This is a genomic window from Rhodopseudomonas palustris, assembly GCF_003031265.1.
In the GTDB taxonomy this organism is placed as follows: Bacteria; Pseudomonadota; Alphaproteobacteria; order Rhizobiales; family Xanthobacteraceae; genus Rhodopseudomonas; species Rhodopseudomonas palustris_H.
In genome coordinates this window covers 3,652,747-3,665,613 of sequence record NZ_CP019966.1, presented here as the reverse complement: position 1 = coordinate 3,665,613, position 12,867 = coordinate 3,652,747, and the positions used below count along the sequence as shown (strand labels likewise).

Annotated in this window: 13 protein-coding genes; 7 read left to right on the top strand and 6 right to left on the bottom strand. The window is 61.2% G+C overall.

The annotated features are described in order from the left end of the window. Nucleotides 1-5: 5 nt before the first annotated feature. From RPPS3_RS17110 to RPPS3_RS17095, 4 genes are all read left to right on the top strand, one after another. Nucleotides 6-713 carry a 4'-phosphopantetheinyl transferase family protein gene (locus RPPS3_RS17110; protein WP_107345136.1) on the top strand — a complete coding sequence of 236 codons (708 nt, stop codon included), beginning with the start codon at nucleotides 6-8 and terminating at the stop codon, nucleotides 711-713. Between the two features lie 205 nt (nucleotides 714-918). Beyond that, entirely contained in the window at nucleotides 919-1,104 is a 186-nt protein-coding gene (locus tag RPPS3_RS17105) for a hypothetical protein (protein WP_107345135.1), read from the top strand. 179 nt (nucleotides 1,105-1,283) lie between these two features. Further along, complete coding sequence (locus RPPS3_RS17100; RefSeq protein WP_107345134.1) at nucleotides 1,284-1,625, top strand: curlin repeat-containing protein; 342 nt, start codon at nucleotides 1,284-1,286, stop codon at nucleotides 1,623-1,625. A gap of 134 nt (nucleotides 1,626-1,759) precedes the next feature. Then, a complete protein-coding gene (locus RPPS3_RS17095; protein ID WP_107346656.1) occupies nucleotides 1,760-2,149 on the top strand; it encodes a hypothetical protein in 390 nt (129 codons plus the stop codon). A 234-nt stretch (nucleotides 2,150-2,383) separates the two neighbouring features. Here RPPS3_RS17095 and RPPS3_RS17090 read toward each other — a convergent pair whose 3' ends face one another. The 4 genes from RPPS3_RS17090 to csgH are packed head-to-tail and all read right to left on the bottom strand — an operon-like array spanning nucleotide 2,384 to nucleotide 4,615. Then, complete coding sequence (locus RPPS3_RS17090) at nucleotides 2,384-3,259, bottom strand: CsgG/HfaB family protein (RefSeq protein WP_107345133.1); 876 nt, start codon at nucleotides 3,257-3,259, stop codon at nucleotides 2,384-2,386. Between the two features lie 56 nt (nucleotides 3,260-3,315). Beyond that, complete coding sequence (locus tag RPPS3_RS17085) at nucleotides 3,316-3,600, bottom strand: curli assembly protein CsgF (protein ID WP_107345132.1); 285 nt, start codon at nucleotides 3,598-3,600, stop codon at nucleotides 3,316-3,318. Nucleotides 3,601-3,632: 32 nt separating this feature from the next. Continuing rightward, the gene (locus RPPS3_RS17080) at nucleotides 3,633-4,163 is read right to left on the bottom strand and encodes a hypothetical protein (RefSeq protein WP_107345131.1); all 531 of its coding nucleotides are present in this window, start codon (nucleotides 4,161-4,163) and stop codon (nucleotides 3,633-3,635) included. Continuing rightward, nucleotides 4,148-4,615 carry a curli-like amyloid fiber formation chaperone CsgH gene (gene csgH, locus RPPS3_RS17075; protein ID WP_234819973.1) on the bottom strand — a complete coding sequence of 156 codons (468 nt, stop codon included), beginning with the start codon at nucleotides 4,613-4,615 and terminating at the stop codon, nucleotides 4,148-4,150. Before csgH ends, RPPS3_RS17080 begins: the two co-directional genes overlap by 16 nt. Nucleotides 4,616-5,091: 476 nt before the next feature. Here csgH and RPPS3_RS17070 point away from each other — a divergent pair, with 476 nt between their 5' ends. Together RPPS3_RS17070 and RPPS3_RS17065 are read left to right on the top strand one after the other, a co-directional pair. Continuing rightward, the gene (locus tag RPPS3_RS17070; RefSeq protein WP_107345129.1) at nucleotides 5,092-6,852 is read left to right on the top strand and encodes a beta strand repeat-containing protein; all 1,761 of its coding nucleotides are present in this window, start codon (nucleotides 5,092-5,094) and stop codon (nucleotides 6,850-6,852) included. Between the two features lie 375 nt (nucleotides 6,853-7,227). Next, complete coding sequence (locus tag RPPS3_RS17065; RefSeq protein WP_107345128.1) at nucleotides 7,228-7,644, top strand: helix-turn-helix domain-containing protein; 417 nt, start codon at nucleotides 7,228-7,230, stop codon at nucleotides 7,642-7,644. 802 nt (nucleotides 7,645-8,446) lie between these two features. Here the strand turns inward: RPPS3_RS17065 and RPPS3_RS17060 are convergent. Next, complete coding sequence (locus tag RPPS3_RS17060) at nucleotides 8,447-8,932, bottom strand: hypothetical protein (protein WP_107345127.1); 486 nt, start codon at nucleotides 8,930-8,932, stop codon at nucleotides 8,447-8,449. Between the two features lie 389 nt (nucleotides 8,933-9,321). Continuing rightward, a complete protein-coding gene (locus RPPS3_RS17055) occupies nucleotides 9,322-9,804 on the bottom strand; it encodes a hypothetical protein (RefSeq protein ID WP_107345126.1) in 483 nt (160 codons plus the stop codon). 1,098 nt (nucleotides 9,805-10,902) lie between these two features. Here RPPS3_RS17055 and RPPS3_RS17045 point away from each other — a divergent pair. Next, complete coding sequence (locus tag RPPS3_RS17045; protein WP_107345125.1) at nucleotides 10,903-12,675, top strand: DUF4407 domain-containing protein; 1,773 nt, start codon at nucleotides 10,903-10,905, stop codon at nucleotides 12,673-12,675. The last annotated feature ends 192 nt before the right edge of the window (nucleotides 12,676-12,867 follow it).

Sequence of the window (12,867 nt, the reverse complement as noted above, 5' to 3'; positions counted from 1 at the left end):
GCACGATGAGCGAACCGGTTGAGATCTGGGAGATCAGCTTCGACGAAGCCGGGGAGGTGGATTGGCAACTCCTGGATCCGCGCGAGACCGCTGCGGCTGATGCGTTCATCCATGCTGACGACCGTTACCGCTACGGTGTGATCCACAGCGCGTTGCGGCTACGGCTTTCCGAGCTCCTCGGAATGTCGGCGGAGGCCGTTCCGATCGTCGTGGGAGCCCACGGCCGGCCGTTCGTTGCGGGCCGCGCCGCCGAGATCGATTTCAACCTCTCGCACAGCCGGCGGACCGGGCTGATCGCGATCTCCAAGGCGGGGACCGTCGGAGTCGACGTCGAGGATCGTGACGTCGCCGCGGACTATTCCGAAATGATCGATACGATCTTCGAGCAGCACGAGGCCGTTTGCCTGCATCGCTTGGAAAGATCGGTCCGCAATGACCTCTTTCTGCGTGGATGGACCCGCAAGGAAGCGGTGGCGAAGGCGGTGGGAACGGGCTTTCTGCTCGACCCCAAGCTGTTCCAGGTGCCGCTGGACGATAGCGGCAGTTGGACCGTTTCGGTGCGCAGCCCGATGACTCGCCGGCTCGCGCTGATTGATCTGAGCTCGGATGCCAGGGCGGCCGCTGTTGCCGGCGTGGCGCTGCCGGCTCGCCCCCGCGTCCGCAGATTCCGATTCGAGCGGACCCTCCGGGCGCGTGCGGCCGCCACCCGCTAGACCTTAGGCTCCTCCAGACCGTGGCAGGGCGGTGCGGTAGCTGATAGCCGCTGGAGGCCTGCTTACCGGCAGTCGGGGCTTAGTCAGGCGGCAAATCCCGTTCAATCTGTCCTTTTCTGACGCGAAGGGGCCGATAGTCGTCGTCGATTTGCAAGCTCACGTTAACCTTTGACGCTCATTGTCACGATATTGGGCGGAGGGGGCAATGAAGAGCTCTGGAATTTCATTCTCCGAAGTTCCCGAATCGGCCTTCGGACGTACGGACGACGATGCCGGCCCGCCATCGGGCCCGCTGGCCGAGCTCCAGTATTCGTCTCCTTGGCCCTGGGTGGCCGCGATCTTCATCAGCTCTGGACTGTGGGCCGGTATCGGCTGGCTGATCTTCGCCTGATCTCCGCCAGTGAAATCTGGACCCGATCTGTGCTGCTGCGTCATGAGCGCCGGCATGGCTTGATGGCATCATTCGACATCGAGAGCTGAGTCGCTCTGCAGGCCGAGGCCGGCGGGCCGGCCTCTTACGATTTCGAAAGGAACCGCGTCCGATACTGAGTGGATCGAGGGGGAGCACCGATGCGGACCATCCGGATACTGTCAGTCGCCACCGTTCTCATCGCCGCCTATCAGCCGGCCTGGGCCAGCGAGGCCTATGTGAGCCAGCCCACCGGTGGCAAGACGCAGCAGGCGCCGACCGCATCAGCACGAACCACGGCAGTCCCAGTGACGATCGAAAGCGCCGCGCGTTTGATGAAGGCGGCTGCCAAGATGCCTGATCCCGGCACGGCGAACGTGTCGATGATCGCTCAGATCGGTACTTTGAACTCGGCGCTTCTGGCGCAGGTGGGCGGGGGGAATGCCTCGTACATCATCCAACAGGGCTCCCAGAACAGCGCCATCGTCAGCCAGCGCCGGTAGTCGAGACGGTATGCGGTCCGGCCGGGTGTGTACCGCCGCCGAAGCCTTCGCCATTTGCGGCTGGCGGTGCTAAGGACGGGGACCGAGAGAATCGTCCGGGGGGCGGACGATCTCCCATCGCGAGGGTGCAGCAGATGTCATACCCGGCAATGCTATTGGCGGCGATGAGCGTCGGTGGTCTCGTTTGGGAGAGCGGCGCGGTCAAGTCGTCCGCGGCCGACCGGGCCGGGACCTTCCGGGTCGCCAACGAGGTCTATGTCCAGCAACCGCATGGCATGCTTCCGCCGCTTGCGGCCCGCGCCGGGGAACCCCCCAAGCTCTCACCGGAGAGCGGGTTGGTTGCTCCGAAAACCGCCCCGGGCGGTCTGAAGCCTGACGCGCCGAAAAAGAAGGGCTCGCCCGAACTGAGTGGTGGATCGCCCGTTCCGGCCGGCAGCAATGGCCAGGTGTCCTGCGATCCGAGCAATGCGTCGTCGCAAGCCTGCTACAGCGCCACCCAGCAAGCCAGACCGCCGACACGCTGAGATCGTCTCGGCGAGCACCGTCGCCGCCTGCTGAGCGTTGCTACCGAGGTCGTCGCTGCCTAAAAGGGCAGGGGCGCATTGGGGAATAGCGTCGGGACGAATGCTCTCGGCCCGCACCGCGCCGATGCTTTCAGCCGATCGACACGTCAGATCTGCGCAGGGCGAGCTTCATCGCGCTCGGGCGATTTCTTAGACAAGCGGGCGCCGCCGAGACTGCGAAATATCAGTCCCGGATCACATGCCGGCCGGAGCGACCGGAACAGCTGCTTTCCGTTGCAGCTCGAGTTCGCGCATGAAGGCGGTGCCGGCAGCCGGATCCTTGAAGTTCCAGAGATCCTTCTTCACGCCATCGAAGATCAGCGAGTAGACGGCGAGCTGGATGCCTTCACGCACCGCCAAGGTCGTCGGAGAGTTCTTGGTGAAGCCGACATCGGCCTGCAGCAAGCTGTCGATCGCCACATACTTGAAGCCGGTGCCGCTGACGTTGACGGAGTAGATGATCTTCGTCGTCGTGACGGCGGCGAGAACACGGCCGGTCTGGACGCTCACAGCGCGCAGCGACACCGTGACGATGTCCTGCCGGTACTGCATGTTGCCACCGAGACCGAGGTAGTTCGCGCCGATGCCGCCGGTGGTCTCGTTGGTGTCGTATCCGACAATGCCGCCTTCGAGCAGCACGCCGGCGAATCGCAGCGGCGGTAGGCTCTGAGCCTTGTCGCCCTGCAGCGCCGACCGCGTGTTCTGAATGATCTGGCGTTCCTGCAGCAGCGGCTGCAGGTCGGCGCGTTCCGCAACGTCGAACCATTGCCCGCCGCCGGCGGTCAGCAACACGTCGGTGAGAATCGAGCTGCCGCCTTGGGTGACGGCGCGGGAGAACTCAGCGAAGTTGTCGTTCGACTTGTTCTGACCGGTGAGGTCCGGGAAGTTGTAGACGGCGACGTCGAGCTTCTTGGTCGGAGGAGGAAGCTGCTCCAGCACGACGCCGGTCTTCGTCGACGCCACCATCGTCGCCTGCGGAGTCACCGGGTCCTTATCAGTCCCGGTGATAGCGCATCCACCCAAGGAAACAGCCAGCAAGACACACGCCAATGATCCGGCTCTGCTATCCATCGCCGCCGCCCCCCGTTTAACTAACTTAATACTGACCAAGCAATGTTGATGCTCGGTTACGGGCTGGTCGAAGCTGTGGTCGGCGTGCCGCCGATCACGATCACGGACGAACCGCTGCCGACATTGCTGAGCGCCGAGCTCAAGCCGGAGAGGTCGGGCGTGTTGTTGCTGCCGGACTTGGTGCCCATGCCCTGAGCCTGGGCGGTGCTGAGAAGGAAGTTGCCGTTGAGCGGATTGCCGTTGAAGGTCGGGCTGACGGGCCGATAGATCTGTTCGGTCGCGAAGCTGGGCGCTGTGAGAATCGCCAACGCGGCAGCGGCTAGCAGAAACTTCGACTTCATCCTACCCTCCTATAAGCTACAAACAATTCTTCTCAACGTCTGATCGGCAGGCCTCCGATCACCAATGCGCCGTTCGGTAATCGTCCGACCAGGAGGTTCAGCGGCGCTGCACCATTTCCCTGCAGGACGCCGACCGACGTTCCTGACGTACCAAGTAACACAAGATTGGATTGAAGGTTGTTGCCAGCCTGCAACACGCCGACTGCATTGTTGTGTCCGCCGATGATGCCGACGTTGGAGACGTTACCAAAGCCGCTTTGGGCCTGGAAAACCGAGTTATACGAGCCGATTTGCAACGTACTCGCGTAATTTCCGCCAGTTATTTTCGGCGTGGCCATCTCCGGCAGGGACATCTTCTGTCGATTACCGTTAGCAAAATTTGCAGCGGTGCCGTTGCTGAGCGAAGAGGGCGCTAATCCGATCACGGGCGTACCGCCGTTGCCGGTAGCCTGTGAAATATAGGCTGTTTCCGCGTGTGCGATGGTCGCTTGTCCAAGGCCTGCGGCTGCGACGGCCAGCGCGGCCGCCATCGAGGAGAACCGCGATTTCATGGTGAAACACATGATACGCTCCCTTGATTGGATCTTATCGTTAGTTCGGCCCGAATTTTCGCTTCTGGTGACTGGTCGATGATGACGCTGGTCAGCACCTGGTCCGTAGGGCCGGTGAGTTCGAAAGTTCCGCTCTGGGCGTTTTGACTCACGCCGCTTGTCGATTGTTTGAAGACGTTCAGTTGATACTCGCCAGCCGCGGCGCGCTGCGCGTGAAGCACCGCGTCGATCCGTAGAAGGTTGCGGTCCGGCGTATTCCTGATCTCGCAGTCGAGTTCTATCGTCTTGCTCGCGTTGGCGGCGGACGACCAAGTCGAAATCAGCAGCAGGCCCGCACTGCATCGGGTGAGGCGACTGAAATTTCGTGGCGCGACAAACATCGAAATGACGACTCTGGATCTGTGTGAATGAGTTTGAACTAATCGCCTTGCGTGCTGCGGAATTGGAAAGTGATCGTCGTCCACTTCGGGTTCTTTTCGGCGAAATCATTCAATCAGCGCCGCTCATCGCCGAGGTTTGGATAGTTAAACGAGGTTTAATTGCCTCCACAAGAGTGGACTGTGAGTTGAATTAATTTGTCATCGGCCGGGTGGCTGTGTCGGCCAAAGAATCAAAAGAGTCACGATTTTTCGGCGTTTTGTGCACTGCTTTTGCCGGAAATCCGACCGCGTTGACATATGAGTCAACACTGGCGAGGCGGCGGTTCCGTGCCGCGTTGACCTGTATGTCAACGCGCCAGGTAGCAATCGACCGTTAGTGTCTCGATTCCTCAAAAACCGACGTGTTAGCTGGCTGTTAGTTCGGTCCGCGGTTCGCGGTTAGGTTGACAGTTAAAGTAAACAACCGGTTTACGGTTGTCCGAATAGTTAAGTTGGAGTTAAATCGATTTTGAGGGCGGCGATGGTCGTCGACCCCGCTTCGGATAACAGGGAATAAAAACATGCGTATGCTGACAACGTTGGCCGTCCTGTTGGCCACGACGTCGCTGGCTTCCGCCGCGAGCAATGAGTCGTTCATTCTGCAGGCTGGATCGACCAACCACGCGATCGCCGGTCAGACCGGTGGTAACAACAAGCAGGGCACCGTCCAGGTCGGCCGCGGCAACTCGGCGCTGACCGCGCAGAGCGCAGCTCCGTCGAAGACCAACGAGTCGGGCGTGCTGCAGATGGGCGTGCAGAACGGCGCCGTTGCGCTGCAGACCGGCGGCAACAACAAGCAGGGCACCGTGCAGGGCGGCGTGCGCAACTTTGCCGTCACCTCGCAGAAGGGCCGCCAGAGCGCCGCTAACCCGAACGATTCGACGACCGCCCAGTTCGGCGCGTTCAACGGCTCGATCGTCAATCAGAAGGACGGCAACAACAAGCAGACCACGCTGCAGGTCGGCGGCAGCAACTTCGCGGCGACCTCGCAGGATAACGCCGGCAACAACAAGAACACCTCCTCGACCACCCAGCTCGGCGCCTTCAACAGCGCGCTGGTCGGCCAGACCGGCGGCAACAACAACCAGAACACTCTGAGCGTCGGCGTCGGCAACTTCGCCGCCACCAGCCAGACCGGCGCTGCCGGCCGCACCAACGAGTCGTCCACCCTGCAGTTCGGCAACTTCAACCGGTCGTTCGCCGGCCAGGCCGGCGGCGGCAACGATCAGGGCACGCTGCAGTTCGGCTACGGCAACCTGTCGGCGACTGGCCAGAACGCCAACGCCCAGGGCGCAACCAACTCGTCGTTCACCACGCAGTTTGGCATCGGCAACAAGGCGGTGACCCTGCAGAGCACCAAGGGCTCGCCGAGCTCTCAGGCGGTTGGATCCAAGACGACCACTCTCACGACCAGTGAGAAGTATTGGGTTCCGACCGGTTGGACGTCCTACGCGACCTATCAGCCGGGTAGCACAACCAGCACGGCTCCGGTTTCGTATACCGCGCCTGCCACGTATGGCGGGGTGAACAACGCATCGACGCTGCAGGTCGGCAAAGGCAATACCGCATTCACGGTGCAAAATTCGGAAGGAACGCGTACCGGTGCCAGCACTTCAGTTACCGTCCCCGTTTTGGTGGGCAGTGGCTTCAAGTCGAATGGACAGCCCGGCGTAAGCCCTGTTTTCGGGGAGAAGACCGTTGCGTATAACTTCCCTCAAGCGGTCGCTCTGAACGGTGTGAACAACAACGCCGCGACCGTCCAGGTCGGCAAGAAGAATGCGGCGATCACCCTGCAGGATGGCGTCAGTGCGAGCCTCCTTCCGGTGTCGAACGACTCGCTCGTCGCGCAGTTCGGCGAAAAGAACGGCGCGCTTGTTAGCCAGCAGAACGGCCTGAACGGCCAGGCCACTATCCAGCTCGGTGACCGCAACAGCGCCGTCACCCTGCAGAAGAACGCCCCGGTGTCCGGCACGGTGAATGCCGCGGCGACTATCCAGGCCGGCTCGAAGAACCGCGCCTTCACCAACCAGGTCGCCAATCCGCTCAACGCCGGCGCCAACGGATCGCTGATTGCCCAGTTCGGCAACAGCAATACTGCGGTCGCGGCCCAAAGCACCGGGCTGCAGCCGATGATCGGCGCTCTGAGCATGAACACCCAGGCGACGATTCAGGTCGGTACCGGTAACTACGCCGTGACCGCCCAGAACAGCGCGACCGTGACCAACACCTCGGTGACGGCGCAGTTCGGCTCGCACAACGTTGCGTTCACCTCGCAGCACTAAGATGCCTTCGGACGGCGGGACCTTGGTCCCGCCGTCTTTTCTCCAGGCGGCCGAGTACCGTGGCCGCATCTGCCATCGTCAAGATTCTGCAGGTTTCACTCAGGAAGTGGCCTTTAGGGCGCGCGAAATCCTTAATAGACCGGTCCGGTATCTTGTTCCGTTGAACCGTTGTGCGGCCAAAACATACTAAATCTTAGGGCCTGGGGGCCCGCTGCTTGGTGGGATGGATATTCGGCAACACTCCGCCTGTATTCATTCAGCAAGCCAACAAAAAAGGGCTGTCAACCTGTCCGCTTTGGTGCACAATAAACACTACTTGCAAGTGATAGGACGGCGCTTTGTATTGAGGATCGCGGCTGGGTAGGAGGTTCCGCAGTGACGTCTTATCATTTTGATATCGGCGGTCGTGCGCAGAAGGCAGGACGATTTATTGCCCGCGTACGCGACGAATTGCTCAAGGTTCTTTCGGAAAAGAAGAGGGACGGCCTGACCCAACAGGCACTCGCCAAACGCCTCGGCGTCAATCGTTCCGTGATCAATCGCCAGCTCTCCGGCGAAAGCAATCTCACCTTACGCAGCCTCGCTGATCTGGCCTGGGCCATGGACATGGAGCTTTCGTTCGAGCTCCGCCAGCCTGAACGGCATCCCGGACAGAACGAGCCGGTGACGACGTCGACGCTCAGCTACGGACAGATCAAAGTCGTTAATATCCGCTCGGTGAAAAACGACTGCATCCCGGACCAGCGCGCGCGCAACTCCAATTATCAGAGTTTCTCGGGCGCCGCGGAGTAGGGCTGTCATGGCTTTCCCGGACACAGCGGTTGTTGTCAGGATCTCCTGAGCGGCCCGACCGCGCGACAATCCGATCATGTTGCGGTCGTCAGGTCAGATCATTTGATCTTCGCCGAAGCATTGGATGGTGAGCGGCCGCTGTGCCGCAAACCGCGTGTTCGGTCTCTCGCATTATCGACCGTGCCGCAGATCGTTGCGCGATGTTTCTGATCATTACAACGACAAGGCCAGTCTCTGGTCCGCGGTGAGGCCCTCGGGCATCGGAGCGCGCCAATCTCGATCGCCACCCAACCGCGCGACTTTCAAAGTGAGCTCTAGAGCATCTCTGCTTTTGACAAAATCAGGACCGAACTTCCTAGCGGCCGCAGCTTGTAGAGCCTCATGGTGAGGAGGCGCGAAGCGCCGTCTCGAACCATGCGCCGCAGGCGATGTGGCTCCTCATCCTTCGAGACGCCCGGCTTTGCCGGGCTCCTCAGGATGAGGACTTCGGGCGCTTGGCAAAGGCCAAATCCGCTTCAATCAATCGATGAAGCGCTCTAACGCTTGAGACAGGCGCTGCTTGTTGGCAGCACTTTCGAGGCGTCGCCCCGATTCAGTAAGAGACAGAACAACTCTGGAATTGAGGGCTGGGCGTGCGACGCGCGGCCTGCGGTCGGATCTTCATCAGCGAAGTCCGGTGCGAACGGGGAGGGAATCCGTCAATGCGACTGGTTGCGGCTTAGGTCTGCGCCGGAGTCTTGCTCACGGCTGGCTCGACCTCGGCAAAGTCGTCGATCGCGGCAACGGCGATCGACGGGAAAGTTCAGTTGATGGCGGCTGGTCCGTGCTCGAGGGCGACCTGAGGCGCTGCTTGCGACGAGACGGCGAGCGATCCGAGATGTAGTTCGGTGGGGCTGTCGTTGATGACGGCGCGCACGTGGATCATGCCCGGCGATTTGATTTCGCAGGGTGAAAAAATCAGGCTTGCCGCCACCACGATGTAGGGCATCATCGGCTGATCTTTCGGCAGGCTGGTGAGAAGATTGATCTGGTCCTGCAGCGCAGGCACTTCAATGGTCTCCTCAGCGATCGGCCTGTCTTCCCCCGGCAGATAGCATCGGACCCGCAGAGATTTGTACGGCTGGTCGGCGGGCGAGAAGACGTTGAAGTGCACACACAGCTTGGGCAGCGACAGCGGAAACTCGTTGGTCACGAACATCGCCGAGTTGTAGCACCCGATAAAGCTGAGTTTTCCGCCGGCCTCGGTCCGAATGTCGTCGCAGAAGATGCAATAACCGTATCGTTCCATTTGAGCTCGCTTGAAAAAAGGGTGTCAGAAAAGCATGTGGGCCAAAAGGCCTGCTGAGTCTGTTGTCTCAGTCGGCGCGCAGGGCCGGATCGAGCATTCTAGCCCGTGTCGTCCGAACATTCCGATCGAAAGATCGATCGGTTTCAGTGTCGGATCGGTCCCAACGGACATCCATCACTGCGGTTCGACACCGATCCGGGCCCGACAGAATTAATTTCCGTGCTGCGCACTTTGCGGGATCGGATAGCGACGAGACCGCCCCGTCGAACGGGCCAGCTAACTGCCCGGCCGGCACGGCCATTAGGTGTTCGCGCGCCGGCGAGGCCCCGGAAACAGCAACGCTTATTGAGGTAGCAAAGCGCGTAGTGACTGTTGAATAGCCGCCATCTTCACATTGAAATGACGTCATCGGGTGAACTCCCTGTGACACACAGGGTAGCACCTATACCCAATTCTCGTCGAATTCGGCGGACTGATGTACGGTAACCTTTATATAAATTGTGATCTTTTACGTGATCGGTCCAATCGCCGAAAACTGCCACGAAACAGTCCTTGCGCAAGAACCATCCGAAGATGCGCACGTCGGGGGTCTTCAACTCCCACACGGCACTTTGCTCGACGCGTATCATCCTGAATTGACGGACATAAACCAACGGTCGTCCGGAAATATAGGCGTAGAACAGCGCATCGACCTGTTCGGCGGGTGTCGCTTCGCCGAGCCTCTGCTCCGGCTCAGCGCCCCCCAACAAGTTCTCCAGCCATTCGATGAAATTCGGGGTGCCATACAGCAGCCGAGCCGGCTGCGCGCCCGCTCCGAGATCCACCTCGATCCGTCGTATCGCCCCTTGCCGCAGCAGATCCTCGATCGTCACGTGTCCCCGCGCGCTCCCCTTACGATCAGACTCTGTTGCTCCGTAGCGCCCGCCAGAGTACCGCCGGCGTCCACAGAGCTGCCGGAGTCCCCACCGGCAGTCCGACCAGATTCCCCTGCAATTTCGGTCACCTCGTGGCCGAAATTTGCAATTCACGCTTTCGTCCAGCGCCCCGTCGATCGGCGCGCATCCTCCGACAGCACCAGCGACAGCTCAAGATAGACTGCAGCCGATGGTTGTGTGAGTGCTTTCTGCGCCTCATTCACAGCGAGCATTTGCCGGTCATTGCCCTACCGATTTTCAATTCCCGGAGCGCTCGCTGGGCGTCGAGATCATTGTGCGAGGTTAACTCCGGCGAGGGCAGGGCGCGCGCGCCGCGATCCACATTGGAGAAGGCATAACGTTAATAAATACCTTCCGGATTGGCTAAGAATCTCAGCACTTCATCATAGATTAAGTGCCCGCATGATCGCCGTCAGACGGCAGACAAACGGCTCAACCAACCGCTGGCTGAGGCGAGCGTTCGGGCCGGCCGCGAGCTCCTGGACGCCCCGGGTCAGCGCCACCCCGGAGCTGTGCGCCTCGGCTGATGATCGATCCCAGCGGGCGCGGGCATGGAAGCCATTGGATATCGGTTTGTTGCGAAATGGTCGGTCCACGAGCGGGCAAGCCGGGTGCCGCTGCGGCCGGACCTGAACGATACGTACTGGGGCTTGTTCTTCGTGCTCAACGCCGACCGCCGGCAAACGGCCGCTCCTCGATAAGCTCTTCGTCTTCGCCACCCGACCCACGGAATGCCGATCATGTCATCGCGACTGGTTCGTCGCGTGGATAGTGTCGAGCGAGTCGAGGTCGCGTGTACCTGTGCCGAAGAATTAGTCGGGTCATCGGCACGTTGACATATATGTCAACGCACTTTGTTGAAATAACTGATGATACCGCTCAGCCTGCGAGCGAAGTGCTCTTTTACCAGCTTTTTCCCGGCTCAGTTAACCGTTGACTAATCAGTTTGTTGCCGGCCGCCTCCAAAAGGTGTTCGATCCTCACTCTGGGCGTGGGCGGTGAACAGCCCGCATCTGGTTCATAGAGGGGTGAGCCATGCTCCAACGATTGCTTTATTTCATTGCCGGCGTCGACCGGGAGCTGATCGCCCGCTGTCCGCCAACCGACCGAATTTGGGCGATGCAGATCGGCTTCTCGCTCTGCCTGTCGTTCCTGGTGGTGTTCGGCGTCTCGTACTACGCCCTCGGCTATATCGTCGGCTCGACCGCGCTTCGATCCTCGATTGCGGTCGTGATCGCGCTCACCGTGATGATGTTCGACCGTGCGCTGTTTCAGTCAGACTGGTTCGTGCAAGGCGCGTTCTGGCTGGACGACGATCAGTCGAAAAAGGTCGGGGAGGGGCTGAGGCGTTCGGTTTGGCAGTTCGTCCGCATCACGGCGCGCCTCGCCATCTCGCTCGGACTGGCCTGGGTCATCGCTCTGTTTCTCGAGCTCGCGCTATTCTCCGACGCCATCTCCCAGAAGATCGATCGGGATCGGGTCGCGGGCAATCGTCCGATCTACGAGCAGATCGACAAATATGCGTCGGGGCTGGATCGCGAGATCGCGGAAAGTCGCGCTCAATTGACCGCCATCGAACAGCATCAGCGGGAGCTGCTGGCGCAGGCGCCGCTTCCCTCCGATAGTCCAGCCGCTGCGGACCCCGAGGCCGACCGCGAATTGAAGGCGCTGGCTGAACGCGAAGCCACCGTCCGCGGTGAGGTCAGGGAGCTGGAAGCGACGATCAGGGATCAGTCTCTCGATATGAGCGCGGAGCAGTTCGGAGAGAAGCTGCGCCCGACGAATAGCGGGCGGGCCGGCGCCGGAAGACGCTATGAACTCGCCAAGAAGCAGAAGGAAGCTGCCGAGACGCTGCTGCAGTCGCGCCAGGCTGAGCTGTCCGACATCGTTGCGCGGCGCGAGCGCGTGAAGAACGACGCGGCCGCGCGGCTGGCGGCGGACATCGCGCAACGCGACGATCAGAAGCAGGACTTCGCCGCAAAACGCGTAGCGATCCAGAAGCAGGTCGACACCGCGCGCGCCAACCTGCAGCTGCTGGAAAGCCAGCGCGAGGCCAAGGTTCAGCGCTATCGCGAACGCACTCTGGAAGGCGCGTTCGTCCAGCAGAGGAAGGACAGCAACGATCCGCTGGTGCGGCTGACCGCCTATCAGGCCTTGAAGAGCGATCCGCAGGAAGGCCAGGCGATCACCCTGTTCTCGTGGATGATCCGGCTGTTTGTGGTGTTTCTCGAAATCGTGCCGGTGGTCACCAAGATCTTCTTCTCGCCGCCGAGCATGTATGCGATCAACGTCCAGTCGCAGCTTAAGTCTGCGCGGGTCGCCGCACGGTCGATGACGTGGAAGCTGGCTGAGGACGAGCCGGAGCACGATCGGAAGATGCCGGAGCCTGTCGCGCCGATCGAGCCGGCTCATGCCGACGACCGTGTGACCCCGATATTCCCGAGGTTCGAGCCACCCGAGACGGTCCGCGCGCCATCGAATCCAACGGCAAGACGACGATGGGGCCTGCCTGTACGGAAAGCCAAGGAAGAATATCCGGCGCCCACCAACGACCAGGCGATCGTTGCGACGATCCCGGTGCCCGCAGACATCAACGACAAGACCGAGGCCCAGCTGGCGGATGAGGTTTCAGGTGCGCCAGTGGCCGCGGTGGAGCGCGTGCCCTCGGTGGAGGAAACCGTCCCCGCCAGCCCGCCCGAGGAGGCCGAGCGCGTGGTGGTGGTTTACAACGGCGGCGGTATGCGTGACGTCGGTCCTGGCTCGCACGCGCCGGCGGAGACCGAGATCGCCACGCCGCGTCGCGCCTGACAGAGACGATGAGAGTTACGCCATGGGCTGAGTCTTTCGATCTGTGCGAGGCCGCATCTTCGGGTTGAGCGTGATGCGATCTCTCCAATAGATCCGGGATCGAGGCTTGTGGCGTTCCTGGACCTGCGGCGGTGGGGCCGCGAGGTGGACGTGTTCGGTCATCCTGGGGGAGGCGTGTTGACTCGACAATTC